Here is a 25,268-nt window from a genome sequence, read left to right on the forward strand (position 1 = left end):
CGTGACCCGTCCCGTCATTCCGACGGTCAGACGCGCTGGCGACGCCCCGCCCGCGCCGCGAACGCGTCGAGAGCGTCGAGGATCTCCTCGCTCCGCCAGAACGGCCCGAGCTTGTGCTCGGCCTTCGAACGGACGATACCCGCGTCGACGAGCGCCTTCAGCGGCGGGTACACGTTGGGCTGGGCGATCCCCAGCGCCCCGGCGGCCGTCGCCGAGTCGAGGACGGGTCGGGACGCGAAGATGTCCAGGAGACGCCAGGCGCTCGAGTCACGACGGGCGGTCAGCCGATCGTTCCAGGACCCGCGAACAGCGTCGATGTTCGAGACGAGCTCTCGGCTGTTGGACACGGCGCGGAAAGCGGCGGACGCGAAGGCGCGGACGATCGGGTTGGGGTCTCCCGCGCGGTAGGCGGTCAGCGCGGAGTGATACCCGTCGACATCCGCCAGGAGGCCCGCGGAGACGGGAACAGCGACGTTCCTGGTGACGCCGCGGTAGCGAAGCAGCGATTGTGCGAGGGCTCGGGCCGTCCGACCGTTGCCGTCGGTGTAGGGGTGGATCGTCTCGAACTGCGCGTGGGTGATCGCGACGGAGGTGAGCGAGGGCACGTCCCAGCGCGCCGCGAACTCGGCGAGGTCGTCGATGAGGGCCGCAACGCGTTCATGATGAGGCGGGACGAACTCGGCTCCGACGGGCGAGTCCCCTCGCGTTCCGATCCAGTTCTGTTCGCGGCGATACTCGCCGGGAGTGTGTCGGGGCTGCGATTCCATCAGAACCCGATGCATCGCCGCGATGCTCGCGGGCGTGATCTGTTCCGCGAGGTCGAGAGCCGCCTGAAGTGAGCGCGTGTTCGCGGCTATCAGCTCGGCGTTTCGAGACCCCTTGGCCCCGAGCTCGGCCGAGAAGATCGCGCGTGCGGATGCCGTGAGGTTCTCGATCTGCGACGAGGACGCGGCCTCCGAACGAAGGAGAACCGGGGCGAACCCGGCGACCCGGCTCCCGAGTTCCGCGTCGAATCGCGCGAGCTCAGCCGCCGCCTCATCGGCGTCGGCGGCGACCTCGGGGAGCAGCACGGGATGGCGCGAGGCGATCATCGGCGGCACGGACGCGCCGTAGGCGACGCTCGCGCGACCCGCGCGTTCGGCGCGGACCCCCATGGCGGCGGCCGGCACCCACTCCCGTCTCTCATGATCGATCGCCGGCCAGGACGGGTCGAGCTGCTCCCCCGATTCGCCCGCGGCGGCGTGGTCGGGCGGCAATTCCTCAGAGCTCATAAGAAGTCCCCAAAAATTTATGACTTAAGGCACTATCTCATAAAATCGGACGGGTGCCTTCTGAGGAAGGCAGCTCACTCCCCGACGAGACGCGCCGACGCCGTCGCCATGTGCACGGCCATCGCGGATGCCGCGGCGTCAGCGTCCCGCGCGCGGATCGCGCGGTCGACGGCATCGTGTTCGGCGATGGCCCGGGTCGCGTCGTCCGCGCTCTGTACCGCGCGGTCGGCGTAGACCTGCAGCAGCGAGCGGACCACGTTGAGCTGGTCGACGAGGAGGGCGTTGCCGGCGGCGTGGCCGAGGGCGTCGTGGAAGTCGCGGTCGGCTCGCGCGAACGCGCGGAGGTCGTGACGCGACCGGGTCATCTCGGCCAGCGTCGCCGCGATGCGTTCCCGCGCGGTCTCGTCGGCGCGGTCCGCGGCCAGGCGGGCGACGTAGATCTCCAGCCCCGCGCGAAGGTCGAGGAGTTCGGCGGTGTCGGTGTCGCCGAGGAGCAGTCCCCAGCGCAGCGTCTGCGGGAGCAGCGAGCTCGCGGTGCCGCGCAGGTAGGTGCCCGAGCCGGGACGGACGTCGACGATGCCGAGGATCTCGAGCGCCGCGAGCGCCTCGCGGACGGCCGAGCGCCCGACGCCGAGCGTCGTGGAGAGCGCACGCTCGGCGGGCAAGCGCGTGCCCGGGGCGATGGAGCCCGTGGTGAAGAGATCGAGCAAGCGGCGAGCGACCTCGCTGACCGGCGACCCCGCGGGGAGGGCCTCGAGTGCGGCCGCGATCTCGTGGCTGCGGTCGGCGGGGTAGGCGGGCACGCCTTCAACCTAGCGGCCGCCGAAGTCGTGCTTGCAATTGGTCAACCGGTTGGCCAATATAGACGAGCGCGCCGATGCGCCCCGAATCGAACGGAGTCAACGTGGACACCTCCACTCCCCTCGCGGCGGAACCCGACGTCGCGCGTCGAGCCATCCGCAAAGTGGCCTGGCGACTGGTCCCCTTCGTCGCCCTGATGTTCTTCATCAACTACCTCGACCGCACCGCGATCGGCTTCGCCGCCCCGAACGGGATGAACGACGATCTCGCTCTCAGCGCCGCGCAGTTCGGCTTCGCCTCCGGCGTCTTCTTCGTCGGCTACATCCTTCTCGAGGTGCCCTCCAACCTCGCCCTGCACCGCTTCGGCGCCCGCCGCTGGCTCGCCCGGATCATGGTGACCTGGGGCATCGTCGCGCTGCTGTTCACGTGGGTGCAGAACTTCGAGCAGCTCGTGATCCTGCGCTTCCTGCTGGGTGTGGCCGAGGCCGGGTTCTTCCCGGGGGCGATCCTCTTCCTCAGCCTGTGGGTGCCCGCGGCGCATCGCGGTCGCATCCTGATGCTCTTCTACCTCGCCCAGCCCCTGACGACCGTGATCGGGGCCCCTCTCGCGGGAGCTCTCATCCAGCAGCACGGCACGTTCTTCGGCCTCGAGGGATGGCGTTTCATGTTCTTCGGCGTCGCGATCCCGGCGATCGTGGTGGGCGTCATCGCGTGGTTCTACCTCAAGGACAAGCCCGCCGACGCGAACTGGCTCGCCGCCGACGAGAAGGAGTGGCTGACCGCCGCGCTCGCGAAGGAATCGGCCGCGACCGCGGCGAGCCAGAAGCACGTCTCCGCGCGCTTCGCCTTCCGCAGCGGGCGCGTGTGGATGCTGTCGTTCATCTACTTCGGCTTCATCTACGGCCTGTACGCCCTCGCCTTCTTCCTGCCCACGATCATCAATGGGTTCCAGGAGCAGACCGGGGCCTCCTTCGACGTGTTCCAGAAGGGCCTCATCACCGCCATCCCCTACGTCCCGGCGGCGATCGCGATGTACTTCTGGTCCCGCGACGCCTCGCGACGAGGACTGCGCACGTGGCACATCGTGGTCCCCGCGCTCGTGGGCGCGGTCAGTATCCCCCTGGCCCTGTTCGCGGGCTCCCCCGCCCTGACGATCGCCGTGATCACGCTGACCGCGATGGCGATCTTCGCCGCGCTGCCGAACTTCTGGACCCTGCCGACGAAGTTCCTCACCGGCGCCGCCGCCGCGGCCGGCGTGGCACTCATCAACACGATCGGCAACCTGGCCGGCTTCAGCGCGCCGTACGTCACCGGTGCCGTGCACGACTGGACGGGCGGCTACGAGGTCCCGATGTTCATCGTCGGCGCCGTGATGCTGGTCTCCGCGATCCTCATGGTCGTCCTCGCCCGCCGGACGGCGGCCGCACCCGCCCCGACGCCCGAGGCGATCGACGTCGAGGAGACGGCTCGGTGACCCGTCTCTGGAACGAGCCGGCGGCGTTCGCGGACGAGATGATCGACGGCTTCGTCGCGGCCAACGGCCGCTACGTCCGCCGCATCCCGGGAGGGGTCGCGCGCGCGACGACCTCGCCGAGCGGGCAGGTCGCGGTCGTGGTGGGCGGCGGCTCGGGCCACTACCCGGCCTTCGGTGGTCTCGTCGGCCCGGGCCTGGCGCACGCGGCAGCGATGGGCAACCTCTTCGCCTCCCCATCGACGCAGCAGGTGTACAGCGCGGCGCGGACCGCTGACAACGGCGGCGGGGTGTTCTTCGCCTACGGCAACTACGCCGGCGACGTCCTGAACTTCGACGCGGCACAGGAGCGCCTGCGCAGCGAGGGCATCGACGCGCAGACCGTCACCGTCACCGACGACATCTCCTCCGCACCTCCCGCCGAACGCCACCGGCGGCGGGGCATCGCGGGCGATCTCACGGTCTTCCGCGCCGCCGCGGCCGCCGCCGAACGGGGGGACGACCTCGACGGAGTGGCCCGCGTCGCCGCCCTCGCCAACGAGCGCACCCGCTCCTTCGGCGTGGCGTTCACGGGCTGCACGCTCCCCGGCGCTCAGGACCCGCTGTTCAGCGTCGCCGAGGGGCGCATGGCGGTGGGGCTCGGCATCCACGGCGAACAGGGGATCGACGAGACCGCGATCCCGACCGCCGACGGACTCGCCGAGATGCTGGTGGCGGCCCTGCTCGACCCCGCTGAGGTCCCTGACGGCGTGGCATCCGTCTCCGGCGCCCGCGTGGTGCCGGTGCTGAACGGGCTCGGCTCGCTCAAGTACGAGGAGATGTTCGTCGTGTACCGGCGGATCGCCCAGCTCCTCGAGGACGCCGGGATCGAGATCGTCGACCCGCACGTGGGCGAGTACTGCACCTCGTTCGACATGGCCGGCACGTCGCTGACGCTCTACTGGCTCGACGACGAACTCGCGGCGCTCTGGGAGCACCCGGTCGACACCCCCGCCTACCGGCGAGGAGCGGTCGCCGCGACCGAACGCGTGTCGGCGCCGGTGGCCGAGACGGAGACCGCCGACGACATGCCGGATGCCGACGAGACCTCGCGCGCGACGGCGCAGACGGTGCGTCTCGCGGTGGAGGCGATCGCCGACACCATCGACGCGCACGTCGACGAGCTCGGGCGCCTGGATGCCGTCGCCGGCGACGGCGACCACGGCATCGGGATGCAGCGCGGCGCCCACGCGGCGCGGGCCGCGGCGGACGACGCCGCCGCCGCGGGCGCGGGGGCCGCCACCACGCTGCGGCGCGCCGCGGACGCGTGGGCCGATCGCGCGGGCGGGACCTCCGGCGCGCTGTGGGGAGTGATCCTCGGCGCGATCGCCCGCACACTGGGCGACGCGGGTGCGCCGACGGCCGCCGACGTCGCGGGCGGGGTGTCCGCCGCCTCACGCGCGGTCACCGACTACGGGAAGGCCGAAGTGGGCGACAAGACGCTCGTCGACGCTCTCGTGCCCTTCGCCGCGACCCTTTCCCACGCGATCGACGGCGGCGCCTCGCTCGCCTCCGCCTGGGCGTCCGCGGCCGACTCGGCCGACCGGGCCGCCGCGGCGACCGCCGATCTGCTGCCCCGCAAGGGCCGCGCCCGCACCCACGGCGAACACGCCGTGGGAACCCCCGACCCGGGCGCCGTCTCCCTCGCGCTCATCACCGCCGCGATCGCCCCCGTGCTGGCGACCGCCTCCGAGAACGGAACCCCCTCATGACCTCTCCCCTGCGCATCGTGATCGGCTCCGACGACGCCGGCTTCGACTATAAGGAGATCCTCAAGCGCGACCTCGAGGCCAACGACGGCGTCCTCGCGGTCACCGATGTGGGCGTGGATGCCGACGGCCACACGCCCTACCCGACGGTCGCGATCGAGGCGGCCTCGCGCGTCGCCGACGGCGAAGCCGACCGGGCGCTTCTGATCTGCGGAACCGGACTGGGCGTGGCGATCGCGGCCAACAAGGTCCCCGGCATCCGCGCGATCACCGCGCACGACTCCTTCTCGGTCGAGCGCGGGGTGCTGTCCAACAACGCGCAGGTGCTCACCATGGGCCAGCGGGTCGTCGGGATCGAGCTCGCGCGACGGCTCGTGCGCGAGTGGCTCACCTACCGCTTCGACGACTCCTCGGCGAGCGCCGAGAAGGTCGCCGTCCTCACCGCGTACGAGAACACCGGATCCTGCTGATGACCGCACCGGTGTGGGTCGGGGTGAGCCTGAAGACGTACTTCGGACACGCCCGCGCCCTCGCGTGGCTGAACGACGTCGCCCGTATCGCCCGTGAGACACCCGCCATCGCCTCCGGCGCGGTGCGGCTCGTCGTCGTCCCCACGTACCTGCAGATCCCCGCGGCGCTCGCGGTCTTCGCCGGAACGGACGTGCGGGTGGGTGCCCAGGATGTCTCCGCACACCCGGCCGGCGCCTTCACCGGCGAGATCACGGCTTCCGAACTCGCGGAGATCGGTGTCGCGTTCGCCGAGATCGGTCACGCCGAGCGTCGACGCCTGTTCGGGGAGACCGACGCGGAGACGGCGGCGAAGGCCGCGGCCGCGCTGACCGCGGGTCTCACGCCGCTCCTCTGCCTGGGCGAGACCGGGAGAACCGCCCCCGAGATCGCTGCCGAGACCGTCGTGGCCCAGCTCCACGCGGATCTCGAGGGTGCACCGGCGGGCGCGGTCACCGTCGCCTACGAGCCGGTGTGGGCGATCGGCGCGGAGTCCCCGGCATCCCTCGCGCACATCGTCCCCGTCGCGCGGGCGCTGCGCGCGGCGCTCGACGCCCTGCCGGAGCGTGCGGGCAGCGCGGTGGTGTACGGCGGGTCGGCGGGGCCGGGCCTGCTCACCGACCTCGGCGGGGCGGTCGACGGCCTGTTCCTCGGCCGCTTCGCCCACGACCCCGCGCAGCTTCGCCGCGTCCTCGACGAGGCCGCCGCCCGCGCGGGGGTGAGCGCATGATCGGACTGGGAACCTACGCATTCTTCTGGCAGCACTCCGCCCTCGCTCCCGAACCCCTGACGCTCCGCGGAGCCTTCGAGGCCACCCGTGCGCTCGATGTCGGGCTGTTCCAGATCTGCGACTACGCCCCTCTGGAGCACATGGGCGATCGCGAGCTGGCCGAGGCGGCGACCGCCGCACGTGATCTCGGGGTCGTCGTGCAGCTCGGCACGAAGGGCCTCACTCCCGAGCGGCTCCAGCGCTTCCTGCGCCTCGCCGAGGTCTTCGACGCCCGCCTCCTCCGCTCGATGCTCAGCGGCCCGGAGGGCACTCCGACCCTCCGGCAAGCCGAGCTCTGGCTCGCCGACACCCTGCCTTCGTTCGAGGACGCCGGGGTGACCCTGGCCCTCGAGACCTACGAGCAGGTCGCCACGGTCGACCTCGTCGACGTGGTGTGGTCGCTGTCGAGCGAGAGCCTGGGCATCTGCCTCGACCCCGCGAACGTCGTCGCCCGCCTCGAGCAGCCGGCTGCCTGCGTCGAGGTGTGCACGGAACTCGTCGCCAACGTGCACGTCAAGGATTTCGCCTTCCAGCGCCGCGACGGCTGGGTCGGCTTCGAGTACACCGGCGCGCCGATGGGTTCGGGACTGCACGACTACCCCCACCTCCTCGACACCGTCCGACCGCGCGAGCGCGGCATCGACGAGATCGTCGAGCACTGGCTCCCCTGGCAGGGGGATGCCGAGACCACCGTCCGCCTCGAGCGGGAATGGACCCGCACCACCATCGACTACCTCAGGAGCACCCCATGACCGAGACCACCACCGACCTCCACTCGATCGCCGTCATCGGCGCGGGCGGGAAGATGGGGATGCGCGTGTCGAACAACCTCGCGCGTACCGCCCACCCCGTGGCCTACGTCGAGAACTCCCCCGCCGGTCGCGAGCGCACGATCGCCGCGGGCCGGGAGCTCACCGAGGCGGCCACCGCGGTCGCCGACGCCGACATCGTGGTGCTCGCCGTCCCCGACCTCGCCCTCGGCGCGGTCACGGCCGAGCTCGTTCCGCAGCTGAAGTCGGGAGCGATCGTGCTGACGCTCGATCCCGCCGCCGCTTACGCGGGCCTCCTCACCACGCGCGGGGACGTCATCCAGGCGGTGGCCCACCCGTGCCACCCGTCGGTCTTCCTCGAGCGCACGACGAAGGAGGAGTGGGCCGACACCTTCGGCGGCATCGCCGCCCCGCAGGACGCGATCGCCGCGATCGAGTCCGACGACCCCGTCAAGCGGGCCATCGTCGAGGCGACCGTCCGCGCGATCTACGCCCCCGTCATCGACGTGCACTGGGTCACCGTGAAGCAGCTCGCGCAGCTCGAGCCCACGCTGGTGGAGACGGTGGCGTGCATGATCGGTTCGCTCCTGAACGAAGCGCTGGACGAGGCCGTCCACACGATGGGCGTGCCCGAGGCGGCGGCGCGCAGCATCCTCTACGGCCACACGCAGGTGGCGCTCGCGAACGGACTCCGCGGCGACAACCCCTTCAGCGACGCGTGCCTCATCGCCATGGACTACGGCCGCGAGAGCATCATCAAGGAAGACTGGAAGAAGATCTTCCGCGACGACGAGCTCGACAAGAACCTCGCCCGGATGCTCCACCTCGACCGGATCGCACGCTGAGGAGACGACCATGAGCAGACTCACCGGGAAGACCGCTCTGGTCACGGGCGCCGCCAAGGGCATCGGCTTCGCCGTGGCCGCCCGCTTCGTCGCCGAGGGCGCGCGCGCCGTGATCGCGGACGTGGATGCCGCCGGCGCCCGCGCCGCGGCTGAGGGCTTGGGTCCGGACGCGCGGGCGCTCGCGATGGACATCTCGGACGAGGAGTCCGTCGCCGGAGGGTTCGCCGAATTGCAGAGCGCGGGATGGGAGCCCGACGTCGTCGTCGCCAACGCCGGGGTGCAGCTGTTCGGTCGGGACGCCCCCGCCGCCGAGCTCGACCTCGACGTGTGGCGCCGGACGCTCGACATCAACCTCACCGGGGCGTTCCTGACCGTGAAGTACGCGGTGCGATCGATGCTCCGCGGCCGCGGCGGGTCGATCATCCTCACCGGAAGCCCGACCGCGGTCAACGGCGAAGGCAAGGACTTCACCGCCTACAGCGCGTCCAAGGCCGGTGTGCACGGCCTGGCCCGCACCGTCGCTGCGGCATATGCCGCCGACGGCATCCGCGTGAACACCGTCCAACCCGCGTACACCGAAACGCCGCTGGTGGCCGCGATCACCGACGACCCCGAGGCGCGCGCCGCCATCGTCGGGCGCATCCCCGTCGGTCGCGCGGGAACGCCCGACGACGTGACCGGCATCATGGTGTACCTCGCCAGCGACGAGGGCGCGTTCGCCACCGGCGCGACGTTCGTCGTCGACGGCGGCATGACCACGCTCTGATATGACCTGGAGCGACGACGAGATCGCGTGGTCGAGCGGCCCGTGGACCCTGACGCGTCGGCGCGGCGACGAGTTCGCCGACATCGCGTTCCGCGGCCGCCCGGTGCTGCGCAGCGTCCGCCTCGCCGTCCGCGACCGGGACTGGAACACCCTCCCGCTCTCCGTCGACGAGGTCCGCGACGAGCCCGGATGTCTCCGCCTCGGCGTTCGCGCGTCGGCCGACCCCGGAGACCTCGAGGGCGAGCTCGTGGCGCGCGCGGAGGGCGACCGGCTCGAGATCGCGGTCGACCTGGTCTGCACCGCGGCGTTCGAGACGAACCGGACCGGACTCGTGGTGCTCCACCCGCCGAGGGTGAGCGGCCGCGCCCTCTCCGTGGACCATCCGGACGGCTCGTCCGAGGCCACCCGTTTCCCCGACGGGATCAGCCCGCACCAGCCGGCGACGGACATCGGCGCGCTCCGGTGGTCCTCGGATGCCGGGGAGATGCGGATGACCTTCTCGGGCGACGTGTTCGAGATGGAGGACCAGCGCAACTGGACCGACGCGTCGTTCAAGACGTACAACCGACCCCTCGCTCTGCCCTTCCCGGTCCGGCTCGCCGCCGGGGAGCGCGTCGCGCAGACCGTGGTGATCGAGCGCGTCGGTCCCGTGCCGCCGCCCGAGCCGACGGGGCCGGCGGTCATCGACCTGCGCGCCGAGGGGACCGCGCCGTCCCTCGGCATCGGCGCGAGCACCGCCCCCGACCCCGTCGAGGAGGTCGATCACCGGCCGTTGCCCGTCGACACGGTGCTCGTCGAGCTCGACCTGGCCTCGCCCGCGTGGCCCGCCGCCCTCGCCCGCGCGCGGCGCGCCGGGCTCCCGCTCGACGTCCGCTTCGTCGTCGACGAGCAGCGGCCGGACGCCCTGCAGGACGGCGTCGACGCGCTCACGGGGATCGACGTACGCCGCGTGGCCGCCTTCCGAGCCGACGGTCCCGCCCGGCACGTTTCCGACGCGGAGACGGTGGCGGCCCTCCGCGCGGCGAGCGGGCGCGCGGGGCTGAGGGCGCCCGTCGCGGGCGGGGTGCGGACGCACTTCACCGAACTCAACCGCGAACACCACCGCCTCTCGGCCGGGCTCGACGGCCTCGGCTTCGCGATCACCCCCCTCTTCCACGACGTGAGCACCGCGCAGCTGGTCGAGTCGGTCGCGATGCAGAGACGGGTGGCGGAGCAGGCGGTCCGGCTGTCCGGCGGGATCCCCGTCGACATCGGCCCGATCGGACTGCTCCCGCACGTGAACGCCGTCGCGACGACCGCCGAGCCGCGACCGTCGCAGCCCGATCTCCGCGACGGCTACGGCCCGGCGCTCCTCCCCTCCGCCGACCCGCGCCAGGATGCCGTCGAGCTCGCCGCCTGGACCATCGCGAGCGCCGCAGCCCTCACCGTGCCGGGCGTGCGATCTCTGACCTACTTCGAGGAGTGGGGAGCGCGCGGCATCCGGAGGCCGGACGGCACGGACCGACCGGTGGCCGCGGCGATCGCCGCCCTCGCGGAGCTCGGCGGTCACCCCGCGCTCACGGGCGACTCGCCGGACGGGTCCGTCTGGGCGGTCGGGGCGCTCACCCCGTGGGGCGCCGTCGTGCTGCTCGCGAACCTCGACCACCGGGCCCGCGACCTCGAGGTGCGCACCCCGCGCGGGTCGACCTCGGTCCGGCTGGAGCGTTCCGGCTGGGCGAGGATCGTCCTGCCCTGAGGCGCATTGCGGCCCTACCGCATGGCATCCCCTGCGTGCAAAGGCCAATCCGAAACACACAGTGTCTCCGAAGATGTGTGAAAGGCGACCGAATGGTCGCTGTCAGAACTCTGGGAGGTTCATCATGAGCTCGTCACCGAACCGCATCGTCGCGACCGTCTTCGGCGCCGTCTACCTGCTCGTCGGTCTGCTCGGCTTCGCCGTCACCGGCGGCGTCGGCTTCATCAGCAACGAGGGTGGCCTGCTGCTGGGCATCTTCGCGGTCAACCCGCTCCACAACATCGCGCACCTCCTGATCGGTGCCGCGCTGCTCATCGCCGGTCTCGCCAACGCGCGCGCCGCCAAGGGCGTCAACACCACCGTCGGCGCGGTCTACCTGCTCCTCGGTATCGTCGGCTTCTTCCTCACCGGACCGGCCAACATCCTCGCCCTCAACGTGCCCGACCACTTCCTCCACCTCGCGAGCGCCGTCGTGCTCCTGGGTGTCGGCCTCGGCACCGAGCGCAACGTCCCCCGCACCGCGGCGGTCTGAGCGTGAACGCCGCGACCTTCGTCCGGTCGTGGCCCTCCGTGTCCGCATGGGGGGCAGGCCTGATCCTCGCCGCCCTCGGTGCGGGCGCCATCGTCGGGCCCAGCTCCGGGATCGCCTCGCGCGGTCTCGGAGCGGGTCTGGTCGTCCTCGGGGTGGCCGCGCTCGTCTGGGGTGGAGCCGTGCTCGCCCTGGGTCGGTTCGTCGCCCCGCGCACGACGCTGGCGGGAGTTCTGGCGGGAGTCCTCGCGGCATCCGCCCTGATGTTCGTCCTGCCGACTCACACCAGCATCGTCGCGGTCACCGCCGCCACGTTCCTCCTCATCGTGGTCGGCGCGGCCGTCGCGGTGCACGTCCGGCGCGGCGGACGCGAGGGCTCAGCCCCGCGGACCGCGCAGCCGATGAGCGTGTGGGGGCTCCTGCTCGCCGCGTCGATCATCGCCGTCGTCGTCACCCCCGCTCTGGGGGCGACGCAGGACGCGGTGCTGATCCGCGACGACGGCAGCGTCCCCGTCATCACCCACGAGGGTCACTGATCCGGCCCTTCCGCCTCCCGCGGGATGGCACGCTGGAATGGTGACGTCCTCACCCCCGGTCCCGGCGCCGATCGCGCGGTTGCGCGCCAAGCTCCTCACCGCCCTCGCGGGCGACCCGACCGGGATGGCGCCGTACGTCCGCGCGATCGCCGAGGGCGACGACGGCGGCTACTTCGTCGAGAACGGTCCCGCGTGGACCGTCCATGCCGGAATGGGCACCTTGGTCGCCGGCATCCGGGCCCTTCTCCTGCAGGCGCTGCACCCCGGGGCGCTCGCGGGAGTCCACGACTGGTCGCGCTACCGCGAAGACCCGATCGGGCGCCTCACCGGCACCGTGCGCTGGGTCATCACCCTCACGTACGGATCCCGAACCCAGGCGGATGCCGAGACCGCCCGCGTGGGCCGCTTCCACCAACGCGTGCGGGGGACGTACGTCGGCGGCGACGGAGACGCGCGCGGCTACACCGCTGAGGACCGCGACCTCGTCCGGTGGGTCCACATCGCCTTCACCGACGCGTTCCTGCGGAGCCACCAGGCCTACGGCGGCCCGATCCCCGGCGGCGCCGACGCGTACGTCGCCGACTGGGCGACGGCGGGTCGGCTCATGCGCCTGCCCGATCCGCCGCTCACCGAGGCCGCCCTCCGCGCCGAGCTCGAGGGGTTCCTCGACCGTGGCGAGCTGCGCCGCGACGAGCGGGTCGACGACGTCGTCCGTTTCCTGCGGAAGCCCCCGTTCACGGGACTCATGGGCGTGGCCTACCGCGTGCTGTTCGCCGCCGCGGTCGCGACCTTCCCACCGCGGGTGCGCAAGATGCTGGGCATCCGCCGCTCGTGGCTGCCGGTGAAGACCGCGACACGCCTGATCCTGCGGATCACCGAACGCGCGCTCGGATCCGGTCCGCGCGCGCAGGACATGGCGCGGCTGCGGCTGCGCCGCCTGGGGCTGTAGCGCCGGGCCGGGTTCGCGGGTCGCGGCCCGTTCAGTGTCCAAGACACGCCGACACGCCCGCGCAGGATCGGCGTGTCTTGGACACTCGAGCGGCGCGGCGCGGCACGGCGCGGCGCGGCGACGCGGACGCGACGCGGCGGAGGCTCCGGCGCCACCCTCTCCCCACCGACGTAGCCTGGAAGCACCCGAGCACACGGCGGAGGCGGCATGAGCGACGATCCGAGGCAGGCGGCGGAGCGCTATCGCCTGGACCGACGGCTGCGGGATGCCGGGCTGGAACCCGAATCCGCACCGTCGCCGGCGCGGGGGTCGACCGCGGCCGAGCGCGCCGCCTACGTGGAGACCTCGATCCAGCAGGCCATCCGGCGCGGAGAGTTCGACGACCTCCCCGGTGCCGGGAAGCCGCTCCCCGACCTCGGCGGCAGCCACGACCCCGACTGGTGGATCCGTCGCAAGATCGAGACCGAGAAGCTCTCCGGCCTCGGGCCGCCCGCGCTCACCCTACGGGTCGAGCACGCCGAACTCGCCGATCGCCTGGACGCCCTGTCGCGCGAGGGCGACGTCAGGGAGGCGCTCGAGGACTTCAACCGCCGCGTCATCGAGGCCCGCCGGCAATTGCTCGGCGGCCCGCCCGTCGTGACGCCGACGGTGGACGTGGATGCCGAGCTCGCGGCGTGGGCGTCCCGCCGTCGCGCGCGCGAGGCCGAGGTGGCACCCGCGCCGCCACCACCGCGTCGCCGCCGCTGGTTCCGGCGCTGACCTGCGCCGCGGCGGGATGGCGGCCATTTCACGTGAACTGACCCAAACCACCCGCTGTTAGCGACCCGCGCCGAGTGATCTCGACCATTTCACGTGATCTCGCCGCCGCGCCACCGGACAGCCGCCTCGCCGCACGGCCACCGCGCCGCCGCGGCCCCGCCGGCGCGTCAGAGCCGCGGGAGCGCCTCGGCGCGGGCGACCAGGGCGCGGGCGCGGGCGCGGGTGGGAGCGTACGAGCCGTCGACCGGGCCGTCGGGAACCTCCGCGAGCACCGCACGGGCGGCCTCGACCTCGACGGCGCTCGGCGTGAAGCCGGTGTGAGCCCCCGCGATCGCGGCATCCCGCAACACGAGAGTGCCGGTGAATCCCATCGTGGCCGCGTGCTCGGCGGCATCCCGAGCCTGTTCGATCGGACCGCACGGGCCGTCGATCGGCCCCGCGATCCCCGCCGCCGCCGACGCCACCACCAGCTGCGCGCGCGGCCACGACAGCGCGATGCGGTCGGCCGCCATGCCGGTGTCGCGGCGGAAATCGCCCGTGCCGAACGCCAGGCGCCGGGTCGCGGGGTGGGCGGCGATCGCCGGTGCCGACAGCAGAGCCGCAGCCGACTCGATCATCGCCACGATCGCCACGCCGGAGGGGAGGGATGCCGCGACGTGAGCGACGTCCGCCGGCCCGGCGCACATCGCGAGGACGACCCCGGCGAGGCGGTCGCCGAGCTCGCGGCCCAGGGCCAGGTCGGCCTCGCCGTCCCGGGTGCCCGCGGCGCTGATGCGCAGCCACACCGGCGATGTCTCGGCGGCGCGGCGGGCGCGCTCGCGCCCCTCGGTCTTGCGCGCGGCGGGCAGCCCGTCCTCGAGGTCGAGGACGAGCACGTCGGCTGCGGTCTCCCCGCCGGCCGCGAGCGGCGAGCGCAGCAGCCAGGTGCGGGCGAGGTCCACGCGCGCGGGGGCGGGGGCGGCCGAAGCCGCCCCCGCCGGGGAGTGCGTCAAGCTCACGAACGGCTCCGAGCCGCCGCCTCCGCCTCCGCCTGAGCGCGGAAGGCGTTGAGCGCCTGCGTGTCCACCGACGCCGGACCGGTGCCGGCGACGGCCGACGCCTCTTCCTTGGCATCCGCGGCCGGAGTGGCGGAGTGGTCGTGACCGGTGAGCAGCGTCTCGTCGAACGGGATGCGACCCGCGAGGACCTCGCCGACGCGCTCGCGGTCGTACTGCTTCGTCCACGCTCCGATGAGCAGGGTCGCGACGGCGTTGCCGGTGAAGTTCGTGACCGCGCGGGCCTCCGACATGAACCGGTCGATGCCGACGATGACGCCGACGCCGTTGACGAGGTCGGGACGGTAGGCGGAGAGACCACCGGCGAGGGTCGCGAGACCGGCACCGGTGACACCGGCGGCGCCCTTGGACGCGATGATCATGAAGACCAGCAGACCGATCTGCTCGGGAACCGACATCGGCGCCCCCATGGCGGTGGCGATGAAGAGCGACGCCATCGTCAGGTAGATCGCGGTGCCGTCGAGGTTGAACGAGTATCCGGTCGGGACGGTGATGCCGACGACCGGCTTCGAGACGCCGAGGTGCTCCATCTTCGCGATGAGGCGCGGAAGCGCGGCCTCAGACGACGAGGTGCCGACGATGAGGAGGTACTCGCGGCCGAGGTACTTGATCAGCGAGAAGATGTTGACCCGCGTGACGACGTAGAGGAGCGTCCCCAGGACCACGGTGATGAAGAGGAAGCAGGTCAGGTAGAACGAGCCCATCAGGATGCCGAGGCTGATGACCGCGCCGAAGCCGGTCTTGCCGACGACCGCCGCGATGGCGCCGAACGCACCGATGGGGGCGAGCCACAGGATCATGCCGAGGATGCGGAAGACCAGCACCTGGAAGTTGCGGATGCCTTCGACCATGCGCGCCCCGCGCTCGCCCATGCCCTGCAGCGCGAAGCCGACGAGGAGGGCGATGAAGAGCACCTGCAGGATGCTGCCGCCGGTGAACGCCGAGAAGAACGTCGTGGGGATGATGCCCAGGATGAAGTCCTGCGTGGTGGTCGCCTCGGGCACGGCGTCGTACTGTGCGCTGGCGATGTTGAGGCCCTCGCCGGGGTGGATGATGTTGCCCACCAGCAGGCCGATGCCCAGCGCGAAGGTCGACATCACGACGAAGTACAGCAGCGCCAGACCGCCGATCTTGCCGACCGTGGAGGCCTTGGCGATCGACCCGATGCCGACGACGATCGTGCAGAAGATGACCGGGGCGATCATCATCTTGATGAGGCTGACGAAGCCCTTCCCGATCGGCTCGAGGCCGGTGGCGAACTGCGGGGCGACGAGGCCGACGATGATGCCCGCCGCGACGGCGACGATGACGGCGATGTAGAGCCAGTGGTTGCGGTCGATCTTCTTGCGCGGACGACCGTCGCGCGTGGTGCGGAGTGAGAGAGACATTCGCGACTTCCCCTTTTTCTAACGTCTTTGTTGAGTCCGGCGGGGCCGCCGGAGATGTGACGACTTTGCGGGAGCGCAGAGCCCGGGGCGATTTGTGGTCGTATTGTTCACGGCAGACCGGAACGGACCGGAGAGGGCACGGCATGCGTTTGAGCGTGGGCGGACGACTGGCGATGGTGTCGCTCGGCGTCGTCGTGCTGGTCGCGGGCGTGCTCGCGGCGCTCATGTCCGTGCAGCTGTCGGACTCCGGGCAGCGCCAGGCGCAACAGGTCACGCGCTCCGTCGCCGAGACCCTCGCGCACGAACCGGACGTCGCCGCGCTCGTCCGCGCGCAGGACTCGGCGACGCTGCAGCCGATGGTCGCGGCGATCCTCTCCGATGCCGACCTGTCGTTCGTCACGATCATGACGCCCGACGGCATCCGGCTGACCCACCCCGATCCCTCGCAGATCGGCCAGCCCTACATCGGCTCGCGCGAAGAGGCGCTCGCCGGGGCGACCTACACCGAGGTCTACGAGGGCACGCTCGGCCCGTCCGTGCGGACCATCGCTCCCGTCCGCGCCGGCGGAGCCGACGACGGCGAGATCGTGGGCCTCGTCTCGGTCGGGGTCACCCTGGGGGCCGTCCAGGCGGATCTCGCCGCCCGTGTGCCCCTGATCGTCGCCGCCGCGGCCGGCATCGTGGGCATCGGCATTCTGGGGGCCCTGTACGTCCGTCGGAGCGCCCGTCGCGTCACCGGCTCGTACACCCCGCGCGAGCTCGCCCGACTCGTGGAGAGCTACGAGACGGTGCTGCACTCGCTGCGCGAGGGCCTGGTCGTCACCGACAGCGACGGCCGCATCGTCCTGTACAACGACGAAGCCGCCGACCTCCTCGGCCTCCCGCCGGCGACGCAGGGGCAGACGAGTCTGGACCCGCGTGAGACCGACATGGATGCCGCCCTCGCCGACGCGATCGCCACCGGGCGCCGCATGGTCGAGGAGACCGTGGCCACCGGCGACCGCGTGCTGCTGGTGAACCAGGAGGAGGCCCGCGACCTCACCGGTCGGCGCGCGCCGGAACGCGGCCGGGTCATGACCCTCCGGGACCGGTCAGAGCTCCAGGCCCTGCTCGGCGAGCTCGAGGGGGTGCGGACGCTCACCGACACCCTCCGCTCGCAGACGCACGAGCACGGCAACCGGCTGCACGCCCTGCTGGCACTGCTGGAGCTCGGACGTGTCGACGACGCGCGGCAGCTCATCGCGGCATCCACGGAGGACCGTCAGGATCTCGCCGACCGCATCGTCTCCGGCAACGACGGCGCCGTCGTCGTCGCCCTGCTGCTCGGAAAGCTCGACGAGGCCGCCGAGCACGGTGTCGCCCTCGACCTCGACGTGGAGGAACCCACTCCCGCGCTGCCGCTGGCCCCGGCCGAGGCGGTGACGGTGGTCGGCAACCTCGTGGACAACGCGATGGATGCCGCCACCGCCGGCCCCGATCCGCGCTGGGTGCGCGTGTCCCTCACGCGGCGAGGACCCGATGTCGCGATCGAGGTGAGCGACAGCGGGCCGGGGTTCGACCCGACCCTCGCCGACCCGTTCGCGTTCGGCGCCTCGACGAAGCCGGCCGCGGCTCCCGGCGGTCGCGGCGTGGGGCTCGCCCTCGTCCGCGACATCGTGTCGGCCCACGGGGGCACGCTGCGCGTCACCGACGCGCCCACGACCGTGCACGTCGTCCTGCCGGCCCCGGTCGAGGCGGTGCCCGCGTGATCCGCGTGCTCGTCGTCGACGACGACGCGCTCGCTCTCGAACTGCACGCCGCGTACGTGGAGCGCCTGCCCGGGTTCGAGGTCGTCGGTCAGGCGGCGGGAGCCCGCGCGGCGCTGACCGCGATCGCCGATCCCGCCCGCCCCATCGACCTCGTGCTGCTGGACATGACCATGCCCGACGGCGGCGGCCTCGACGTCGCCCGGCGCGTGCGCGCGATGGGCGCGGGTGTGGACATCATCGCCGTGACCGCGGTCCGGGATGCCGCGACCGTCCGCGCGGCGGTGTCGACCGGCGTCGTGCAGTACCTGATCAAGCCGTTCACGTTCGCCGCGTTCCGCGAACGCCTCGAGGCCTACCGCGCGTACGCCGAGGGCCTGGACCGTGCGGCCGGGGAGGCCACGCAGTCCGAGGTGGACGCGCTGCTCGGGTCGCTGCGGACCGTGGCGCCCGCGCTGCCCAAGGGCCTGAGCGAGGAGACGCTGCAGGCCGTCGCGGAGCGCGTCCGCACGGCATCCGGCGCCGTGTCCTCGACCGAGGTCGGCGAGCGGGAGGGCATGTCGCGCGTCACCGCCCGCCGGTATCTCGAGCACCTCGCCGACGTCGGCCGCGTGCGCCGCGAACCGCGCTACGGCGGCCCCGGCCGCCCCGAGATCACCTACGCCTGGGTCCGGGCCTGACGCGGCGGCGCCGTCGCGGTCTCCGCGCGGATCCAACGGCGTCCCTGCCCCGTTCAGTGTCCAAGACACGCGGACGGAGCGTCCTGGCATCCGCGTGTCTTGGACACTGGACGGCGCGGCCACGACGCGTCACCTCGCCCACATCACGTGAACTCGCCGAGCACACACGCTCCGGCGCGGCAACGCCGGGTCACCTCGCCCACATCACGTGAACTGGCGCCGCCGTGAGACCCCAAGCGGACCCGCGTCAGAGGTCGAACGCCGCCCGCACGCCCTCGTTCACCACGACGCCCGAGCGCACGTTCAGGCCCTTCGCGAGGGCGGGATCGGCGGATGCCGCGGCCTCCCAGCCCGCGTCGGCGATCCGGGTGATGTAGGGCAGCGTGGCGTTGGAGAGCGCGCGCGTCGAGGTGTGCGGGACCGCGCCGGGCATGTTCGCCACGCAGTAGTACAGCGAGTCGTGCACCCGGAACGTGGGGGCGTCGTGGGTGGTGGGCCGCGACCCCTCGAAGCATCCGCCCTGGTCGATCGCGATGTCCACGAGCACCGAGCCGGGCTTCATCGCCGCGACCATGTCGTCGGTGACGAGCTTGGGCGCCGCGGCACCGGGGATCAGCACCGACCCGATGACGAGGTCGGCGTCGGCGAGCTGCTCGGCGATCTCGAGGCGGGTGGACGCCCGCGTCTGGATCGCGCCGCCGAACCGTTCCTCGAGCTGGCGGAGCTTGGGGAGGGAGATGTCGATGACGGTGACGTTCGCGCCGAGACCGAGCGCGTTCGCCGCGGCGTGCTCGCCCGCGACGCCACCGCCGATCACCACGACCTTGGCCTTGGGCGTACCGGGCACCCCGCCGGGGAGGAGGCCCCGACCGCCCGACGCGCGCAGCAGGTGGTGGGCACCCTCGATGATCGAGAGGCGTCCGGCGACCTCGCTCATCGGGGCGAGGAGCGGCAGGGCGCGGTCCGCGGTCTGCACCGTCTCGTACGCCACCGCCGTCGTTCCCGCCGCCACCAGGGCGTCGGTGAGCGGGCGGTCGGCCGCGAGGTGCAGGTACGTGAAGAGGGTGAGGTCGGCGCGCAGGTGACCGTACTCGGGAGCGATGGGCTCCTTCACCTTGACGAGGAGCTCGGCGCGCGCCCAGGTCTCGTCGGCCGTCGCGACGATCTCGGCGCCGGCCAGGCGGTACTGGTCGTCCGAGAATCCACTGCCCTCACCGGCACCGGCCTGGACGAGGACCTCGTGGCCCCGGTGCACGAGAGCGTCGACGCCCGCCGGTGTCATGGCGACGCGGTTCTCGTTGTTCTTGATCTCGGTGGGCACGGCGACGCGCATCGGTCTCTCCTCTGAGTGGTCGTGGCAGGAAGGATCGCAGGAATCCATGTTTCCGTGGCGTTACTCCGCAGATCCTTCGGTATGGAGGCCATTTCCACCGGTATCGTCGGATCGGAGCCGTCCCACCCGATTGCCATGCCGAAGGATCTGCGATGCCCGAAGACGACCTGCACCCGCTCGACGCGCGCATCATCGAGCTCCTCTCGGCGGACGCCCGCATGACGAACGCCGCCCTCGCCGACGCGCTCGGCGTCGCGGCATCCACGGCTCACACCCGCGTCCGCGGGCTCGTCGACCGCGGGCTCATCACCGGCTTCCACGCCGCGGTCGATCAGAGCCGTCTGGGGCGCGGACTGCAGGCCATCGTCGGCGTGACCCTCCGGCCCGGCCAGCGGCACGAGAGCATCCGCGCCTTCGCCCAGGAGATCCGGCGGCACCCCGACGTGATCCAGCTGTTCTTCCTCGGCGGTGCCGACGACTTCCTCGTCCACATCGCGGTCGACGACTCCTCCTCCGTGCGCCGGTTCGTCGTCGATCAGCTCTCGGCCCGGCACAGCGTGGCATCCACGCGCACCAGCATCATCTTCGAGTACCACCGCAACGCGCTCGCGGCCGATTTCGACTGAGCGGCCGCCCGTCCGCCGGTAGGGTGTCGGAAACCGCAGACCACCGCACCGGCGAGGGGGATCCGTGCTGCTGACGATCGGGCTCGCCGTGATGTGCATCGGTGTCGCCTTCGGTGTCGTCGGCATCGCCCTGCCGCGGGCCTCGGCTCCCGTGCCGTTCACCACGTTCATCCAGTACGCCGTCATGGCCGGGATCTTCTCGATCGGCTCGACGGTGATGTATGTCGTCAACCGGTACGACGGCGCGCGTCTGGCCCTCGTCGTCGGCGACGCGACGATGGTCCTCGCCGCAGGCACCATGGCGGTCGCGCTCGCGGGACTGGCGGTGGGCCGTCGTCGGGCGACCCTCGGGCTCGTGGCCGTGACGGCGATCGCCGTCGGCGCGAGCACGGCGGCGACCATCGAAGACGTGTCGCTGATGATCAAGGCCGCCGTCCTCGCCGTGGTGTGCGGCGTGTGCACCCTCGCCGCGGTCCGCTCCCCCGTCGCGCCGAGGCGACCTGCACTGCTGATCGCCGCCGCCATGGGTCTGTACACCGTCTACTCCGCCGCGCGCGCCCTCGTCGGCGTCGCGACGGGGTGGGCGGGACCGGTGGGCGCGGTGTTCCGCTCGCTCGAGATCGGTTCCGCGGTCGCGATCGCCACCGTCCTGGTCTGCGGGCTCGGCATCGTGCTGGCCCTCCGCATCTCGGGACAGGTCTCCGACGGCGAGCCCCGCGAGCATTCGGTCGTCGTCATCGGCGATGCCCAGCTCGTCGCGAGCGCGTTCGGTTCCGACCGGCTGCGATCGCTCGTGAACGAGTTGCGCGCGGCCGCGCACGCGCTCGACGACCATGCGGTCGATGTCCGCAACGGCGTGGCGACGGCGATGCCCTCGGCACTGCCGACGCTCGGCGAGCAGATGCAGAACGGCTTCGGGTGGAGCCCCGAAGAGATCGCGCTGCTGGTGGAAGGCGACGGTCGACGCGGGCGGACGAACCGCCGCTGACCGCCGCGGGTCACCCCAGGGCGACCGCGATCGCGGCGATGTCCGCGGGGGTCGAGCGGCAGCATCCCCCCACGAGCCGCGCTCCCGCCGCGACCCACGACGGTGCGGAGTCGGCGAGCGGCGCCGCGCCGCCCCGCCACGTGCGGGTCGCGGCATCCCACCGCTCCCCCGTGTTCGGATAGGCCACGAGCGGAACCGCGGGGGCTGCGGCGATCGCCGGTCCGACGCTCTCTGGTGCGCAGCAGTTGACCCCGACCGCCACGACCCCCGGGACGGATGCCGCCACCCGCAGGGCCGCCGCGAGCGCACCGGCCTCGGCGTATCCGGTGCTGTCGGCCGACAGGCTCACGAACGCCGGCACGCCCAGGTCGGCGAGTTCGAGGGCGAGCGCCTCGACCTCGAGGGGTGAGGGGATCGTCTCGACCGCGAGCAGATCCGCCCCCGCGTCGGCGAGCACCGCGAGACGGCGACGATGAAAGGAGCGCAACCGGGCCAGGTCGAGACCGTAGTCGCCCGTGTACTCGCTGCCGTCGGCGCGCAGCGCGCCCACGGGGCCGACGGATGCCGCGACCAGACCGTCGCCCGCGTCGCGCGCGAGCGACACCGACCGCCGCAGCAGCATGTCGACGTCGGCATCCGGGATCTCGCCCCCGAAACCGACCTGGTACGAGGCGGTGATCAGGACGTCCGCGCCCGCGGCCGCGAACTCGGCGTGGGCCGCGCGCACCTCGTCGGGGTCGTCGCGCAGCACGCGCGCCGACCACAGCGACGACGACACGTCGTTGCCGCGGCTCTCGAGCAGCGTGCCGAGCCCTCCGTCGAGGAGGAGGGGGCGGGTGGCGAGATCGATCACGCCTCGTGGGTCTCGCCGGCGGCGAGGACCCGCAGCGCCCGGGCGAGAAGGGCCTGATCGGTCCGGCTCACGTCCCGCAGGGCGTCGGCCTCCAGCCGGACGAGCTCGGTCATCGCGGCATCCACGCGTTCGATACCCTCGGGCGTGATCGCGACGAGGATCGCACGGCCGTCCGACGGGTTGGGGCGGCGGTTCACGAGCCCGCGGTCGGCGAGCTTGTCGAGACGGTTGGTCATCGCCGCGCTGCCGATCATGGTCGCCGAGATCAGGCGCGTGGCGCTGAGCTCGGTGCCGGCGCGGCGGAGGACGGCGAGGACGTCGAACTCCCACACGGCGATGTCGGCGCTGGCGAAGGCGCGGGCGCGCAGCTTCGACAGATGGAACGCCGCGCGCCGCAGTCGCGACATGACGTCCAGGGGTGTCAGGTCGACCTCGGGCAGCAACTGCGACCAGGCGTCGATGAGGAGATCGACCTCATCGTCCTTGTTGCTGGAGACAGTGGACACACCTCGACGGTACCGGAGCCGAGAGGGGATGCGGCGCGCGCGGCGGCGGGTTGCGGCGGCGGGGCGGCCGGGCACGGGGCGCTCCGGAGCGTCGTCCGCGCGCCCCGCCGTGCCGCGGCGACACTCAGCCCAGGCGCCGGGCGAGCTCCGCGCCGGCCACGGTCAGCCATCGCGTGGGGTCGCCGAGCGCCGCCTTCGACGACCCGGCGAGCGCGACGAGGGCGACCGCGGCGTCGAACGCCGACGTGTCGGCATCCGGGGCGATGCGTCCCGCGACCAGACCCGCGCGGCGCCCTTCGGCCCGGGCGAGCGCCGCCACCCGAGCGGGGGCCTTCCCCGTGGCGGAGCTGACGTCGAACGAGCCCTCGCCCGTCACGACGACGTCGGCGGCCGTCACCGCCGCGGCGAGGCCGACGAGCTCGGCGACCCGCTCGGCACCGGGGACGAGCTCGGCGCCCCACGCGCGCAGCGCTGCCCCCGTTCCCCCGGCAGCCCCGGCGCCCGGGTGGGCGGCGTCGGTGCCGAGCAACTCGGCGGCGCGGGCGAGGGCGGCATCCGCGTCCGCGATGTCGTCGGGACCGAGGCCCTTCTGCGGGCCGAACACCGCGGCGGCCCCGGCCGGACCGCTCAGCGGACTCCGGACGTCCGTGAGCACGAGCACCCCACCGGCGGGGAGCGCGCGCAGCCCATCGACGTCGATGCGCACGGCGGTGCGCACGCCGCGCAGCCCGAGCGCGACGTCGCGGCCCTCGGCATCCGTGATCCGCGCACCGAGGGCGGTGAGGACGCCGAAGCCGGCGTCGGTCGACGCGCTCGACCCGATCGCGAGCACGAGGCGCGAAACACCGTGGTCGAGCGCGGCGGCGATCGCCTGCCCGAACCCGCGCGTGTCGGCGTCGAAGGGACGAAGGTCCCCGTCGAGGAGCTCGATACCCGAGGTGGATGCGAGCTCGACCACGCCGGTCCCCTCCGGCGCCTCGACTGTCGGGGGAAGAAGCACCCAGGATGCCGCGATCTCGCGGCCGTGAGGACCGGTGACCGTGACCGGCATCCGTCGCGCTCCGGGCACGGCGACGAGGAACGCGTCGAGGGTGCCCTCACCCCCGTCGGCCATGGGGAGCTCGACGGTCTCGTCGTCACCGCGGACGGAGCGCCACCCCGCGGCGAGCGCTCTCGCCGCCGCCACGGCTGACAGGGATCCCTTGAACCCGTCCGGGGCGAACAGCACGCGCATCACGCGCCGACCCTACCGCGGCGCCCGCTGCGCCCCCGCGTCGGTCCCGCGCCGGTGTCGGCCCGGCCGCCCCGCGCTGCCGGGCCGGGCCCGCGCCGCCCGGGCCCGGCCCGGCCAGGGTTGAGTGTCCAAGACACGCGGACAGGGCCGCTCGGCATCCGCGTGTCTTGGACACTGAACGCAGGAACGGGGACGGGGCAGGGGCAGGGGCAGCGGCAGCGGCTCCGTCGCACCCCAGTGTCCAAGACACGCCGTACGCACCCGGTGCCCAACGGCGTGTCTTGGACACTCAGCGAGGGCGGGGCGCCGCGCGGCACCGGCGCGCGGGCACCACCGACGCGGTCAGCACCGCACGGCGCGGTCAGCGCCGCGGGGGTGGGGCCGTCGTGCCGCGGGCGACGAGGCGCGTCGCGAGCTGCAGGTGGGTCTCGGGGAGCTCCTCGCCGGCGAGGAGCGCCAGGACCATCCGCACGGCTTCGGCGCCGAGGATCTTCATCGGCTGACGCACCGTCGTCAGCGGCGGCTGCGCCCGCGCGGCCTCGGGCACGTCGTCGAACCCGACGACGGACAGGTCGTCCGGCACGCGCAACCCGCGGGCGGCCGCCACCTCCACGATCGAGAGCGCCGAGAGGTCGTTCGCGGCGAAGACCGCGGTGGGCGGGTCGGGCAGGGCGAGCATCGCGTGCGCGGCCTCGCGGGCGACGTCCTGCTCGTAGTGCCCCTGCCCCACGAGGGCGGGATCGAACGGGATGCCGGCGGCCGACAGCGCCTCGCGGTACCCCGAGGCCCGGGCGACCGCCGACCGCAGATCGGGGCGCCCCGCGATGAAACCGATGCGGCGATGGCCGAGCTGCACGAGATGGTGGACGGCCTGCTGCGCGCCGGTGAAGCTGTCGGACTCGACCGTCGGCAGGTCGGCGCGGCCGGTGTGGGGATCGATGGCCACGATGGGCACCTCGGCGGCGACGTTGACGACCGTCGGGGTGACCAGGATGGCCGCATCGATGAGCGTGCCACTCAGGCGGCTGAGCGAACGGCGCTCCCACCCCTCGCCGTCGCGCCGCGCACCGGTGTACGCCAGCAGGTCGTACCCCGTGCCCGAAAGCGCTCCCCCGACGCCCTTGAGGATCTCCGCCGAGAACGGCTCGATGTCGGCCACGAGCACCCCGATCACCCCCGTCCGCCGGGAGCGCATGCTGCTGGCGACGAGGCTGGACTCGTAGCCGAGGGCGCGGACCGCGTCGAGGACGCGGCTGACCGTCTCGGGCGACACGCCGTAGCGGCCGTTGACGGCCTTGGACACCGTGGCGACCGAGACGCCGGCCGCCGCGGCGACGTCGTGGATGGTGACACGCCGGGTCATGGCATCCGACCCTAGCGTGGAAATCATTTTCGAAAACGTTT

Annotated in this window: 25 protein-coding genes; 16 read left to right on the forward strand and 9 right to left on the reverse strand. The window is 72.8% G+C overall.

What is annotated here, in order from left to right; all coding sequences use genetic code 11:
- Positions 1-26: 26 nt before the first annotated feature.
- Positions 27-1,271, reverse strand: a complete 1,245-nt coding sequence (locus tag QM517_RS07890; RefSeq protein WP_283286394.1) for a Fic family protein — start codon at positions 1,269-1,271, stop codon at positions 27-29.
- Between the two features lie 74 nt (positions 1,272-1,345).
- Positions 1,346-2,074, reverse strand: a complete 729-nt coding sequence (locus tag QM517_RS07895; protein ID WP_283286396.1) for a FadR/GntR family transcriptional regulator — start codon at positions 2,072-2,074, stop codon at positions 1,346-1,348.
- 101 nt (positions 2,075-2,175) lie between these two features.
- Between QM517_RS07895 and QM517_RS07900 the strand changes: the two genes are divergently transcribed.
- The 12 genes from QM517_RS07900 to QM517_RS07955 all read left to right on the forward strand — a co-directional run bounded on the left by QM517_RS07900 (position 2,176) and on the right by QM517_RS07955 (position 13,456).
- Positions 2,176-3,546, forward strand: a complete 1,371-nt coding sequence (locus QM517_RS07900) for an MFS transporter (protein WP_077052741.1) — start codon at positions 2,176-2,178, stop codon at positions 3,544-3,546.
- Positions 3,543-5,294, forward strand: a complete 1,752-nt coding sequence (locus QM517_RS07905; RefSeq protein WP_283286398.1) for a dihydroxyacetone kinase family protein — start codon at positions 3,543-3,545, stop codon at positions 5,292-5,294. The genes QM517_RS07900 and QM517_RS07905 overlap by 4 nt, the downstream gene beginning before the upstream one ends.
- Entirely contained in the window at positions 5,291-5,761 is a 471-nt protein-coding gene (locus tag QM517_RS07910) for a ribose-5-phosphate isomerase (RefSeq protein ID WP_283286400.1), read from the forward strand. The genes QM517_RS07905 and QM517_RS07910 overlap by 4 nt, the downstream gene beginning before the upstream one ends.
- Positions 5,761-6,528: a triose-phosphate isomerase family protein gene (locus QM517_RS07915; protein WP_283286402.1), complete on the forward strand. Its 768-nt coding sequence runs from the start codon at positions 5,761-5,763 to the stop codon at positions 6,526-6,528. Before QM517_RS07910 ends, QM517_RS07915 begins: the two co-directional genes overlap by 1 nt.
- Positions 6,525-7,319, forward strand: a complete 795-nt coding sequence (locus QM517_RS07920; protein ID WP_283286403.1) for a sugar phosphate isomerase/epimerase family protein — start codon at positions 6,525-6,527, stop codon at positions 7,317-7,319. The genes QM517_RS07915 and QM517_RS07920 overlap by 4 nt, the downstream gene beginning before the upstream one ends.
- A complete protein-coding gene (locus tag QM517_RS07925; protein WP_283286404.1) occupies positions 7,316-8,182 on the forward strand; it encodes a phosphogluconate dehydrogenase C-terminal domain-containing protein in 867 nt (288 codons plus the stop codon). Before QM517_RS07920 ends, QM517_RS07925 begins: the two co-directional genes overlap by 4 nt.
- Before the next feature lie 10 nt (positions 8,183-8,192).
- Positions 8,193-8,948, forward strand: a complete 756-nt coding sequence (locus QM517_RS07930) for an SDR family NAD(P)-dependent oxidoreductase (RefSeq protein WP_077052489.1) — start codon at positions 8,193-8,195, stop codon at positions 8,946-8,948.
- A 1-nt stretch (position 8,949) separates the two neighbouring features.
- Complete coding sequence (locus QM517_RS07935; RefSeq protein WP_283286407.1) at positions 8,950-10,683, forward strand: hypothetical protein; 1,734 nt, start codon at positions 8,950-8,952, stop codon at positions 10,681-10,683.
- A 124-nt stretch (positions 10,684-10,807) separates the two neighbouring features.
- Positions 10,808-11,215: a DUF4383 domain-containing protein gene (locus QM517_RS07940; RefSeq protein ID WP_077052491.1), complete on the forward strand. Its 408-nt coding sequence runs from the start codon at positions 10,808-10,810 to the stop codon at positions 11,213-11,215.
- 2 nt (positions 11,216-11,217) lie between these two features.
- The gene (locus QM517_RS07945) at positions 11,218-11,748 is read left to right on the forward strand and encodes a hypothetical protein (protein ID WP_083735201.1); all 531 of its coding nucleotides are present in this window, start codon (positions 11,218-11,220) and stop codon (positions 11,746-11,748) included.
- Between the two features lie 37 nt (positions 11,749-11,785).
- Positions 11,786-12,697 (forward strand): oxygenase MpaB family protein, encoded by a 912-nt coding sequence (locus QM517_RS07950; protein ID WP_303655461.1) that lies wholly within the window; start codon positions 11,786-11,788, stop codon positions 12,695-12,697.
- Positions 12,698-12,904: 207 nt separating this feature from the next.
- Entirely contained in the window at positions 12,905-13,456 is a 552-nt protein-coding gene (locus tag QM517_RS07955; protein WP_283286413.1) for a J-domain-containing protein, read from the forward strand.
- Positions 13,457-13,623: 167 nt separating this feature from the next.
- Here the strand turns inward: QM517_RS07955 and QM517_RS07960 are convergent, their stop codons facing one another.
- Positions 13,624-14,454, reverse strand: coding sequence for an aldolase/citrate lyase family protein (locus QM517_RS07960; protein WP_283286415.1), 831 nt, complete (start codon positions 14,452-14,454; stop codon positions 13,624-13,626).
- Entirely contained in the window at positions 14,451-15,899 is a 1,449-nt protein-coding gene (locus QM517_RS07965) for a cation:dicarboxylate symporter family transporter (RefSeq protein WP_283286417.1), read from the reverse strand. The genes QM517_RS07960 and QM517_RS07965 overlap by 4 nt, the downstream gene beginning before the upstream one ends.
- Positions 15,900-16,042: 143 nt before the next feature.
- Here QM517_RS07965 and QM517_RS07970 point away from each other — a divergent pair, with 143 nt between their 5' ends.
- Entirely contained in the window at positions 16,043-17,647 is a 1,605-nt protein-coding gene (locus tag QM517_RS07970; protein ID WP_283286419.1) for a sensor histidine kinase, read from the forward strand.
- Positions 17,644-18,324, forward strand: a complete 681-nt coding sequence (locus tag QM517_RS07975) for a response regulator (RefSeq protein WP_283286421.1) — start codon at positions 17,644-17,646, stop codon at positions 18,322-18,324. Before QM517_RS07970 ends, QM517_RS07975 begins: the two co-directional genes overlap by 4 nt.
- Before the next feature lie 247 nt (positions 18,325-18,571).
- Here the strand turns inward: QM517_RS07975 and ald are convergent, their stop codons facing one another.
- A complete protein-coding gene (gene ald / locus QM517_RS07980) occupies positions 18,572-19,657 on the reverse strand; it encodes an alanine dehydrogenase (RefSeq protein WP_077052498.1) in 1,086 nt (361 codons plus the stop codon).
- 152 nt (positions 19,658-19,809) lie between these two features.
- Between ald and QM517_RS07985 the strand changes: the two genes are divergently transcribed.
- Positions 19,810-20,283, forward strand: coding sequence for an Lrp/AsnC family transcriptional regulator (locus QM517_RS07985; protein WP_077052499.1), 474 nt, complete (start codon positions 19,810-19,812; stop codon positions 20,281-20,283).
- A 64-nt stretch (positions 20,284-20,347) separates the two neighbouring features.
- On the forward strand, positions 20,348-21,271 hold the full coding sequence (locus QM517_RS07990; protein WP_283286423.1) for a hypothetical protein: 924 nt from the start codon (positions 20,348-20,350) through the stop codon (positions 21,269-21,271).
- 10 nt (positions 21,272-21,281) lie between these two features.
- Here the strand turns inward: QM517_RS07990 and mmuM are convergent, their stop codons facing one another.
- The 4 genes from mmuM to QM517_RS08010 form a co-directional block, all read right to left on the reverse strand.
- Entirely contained in the window at positions 21,282-22,124 is an 843-nt protein-coding gene (gene mmuM / locus QM517_RS07995; protein ID WP_283286424.1) for a homocysteine S-methyltransferase, read from the reverse strand.
- Entirely contained in the window at positions 22,121-22,630 is a 510-nt protein-coding gene (locus tag QM517_RS08000; protein ID WP_077052502.1) for a MarR family winged helix-turn-helix transcriptional regulator, read from the reverse strand. The genes mmuM and QM517_RS08000 overlap by 4 nt, the downstream gene beginning before the upstream one ends.
- A gap of 124 nt (positions 22,631-22,754) precedes the next feature.
- Complete coding sequence (locus QM517_RS08005) at positions 22,755-23,864, reverse strand: glycerate kinase (protein ID WP_283287306.1); 1,110 nt, start codon at positions 23,862-23,864, stop codon at positions 22,755-22,757.
- 361 nt (positions 23,865-24,225) lie between these two features.
- Positions 24,226-25,227, reverse strand: coding sequence for a LacI family DNA-binding transcriptional regulator (locus tag QM517_RS08010; protein WP_077052504.1), 1,002 nt, complete (start codon positions 25,225-25,227; stop codon positions 24,226-24,228).
- Between the last annotated feature and the right edge of the window lie 41 nt (positions 25,228-25,268).

This window comes from Microbacterium sp. IEGM 1404 (assembly GCF_030056775.1).
Classification (GTDB): domain Bacteria; phylum Actinomycetota; class Actinomycetes; order Actinomycetales; family Microbacteriaceae; genus Microbacterium.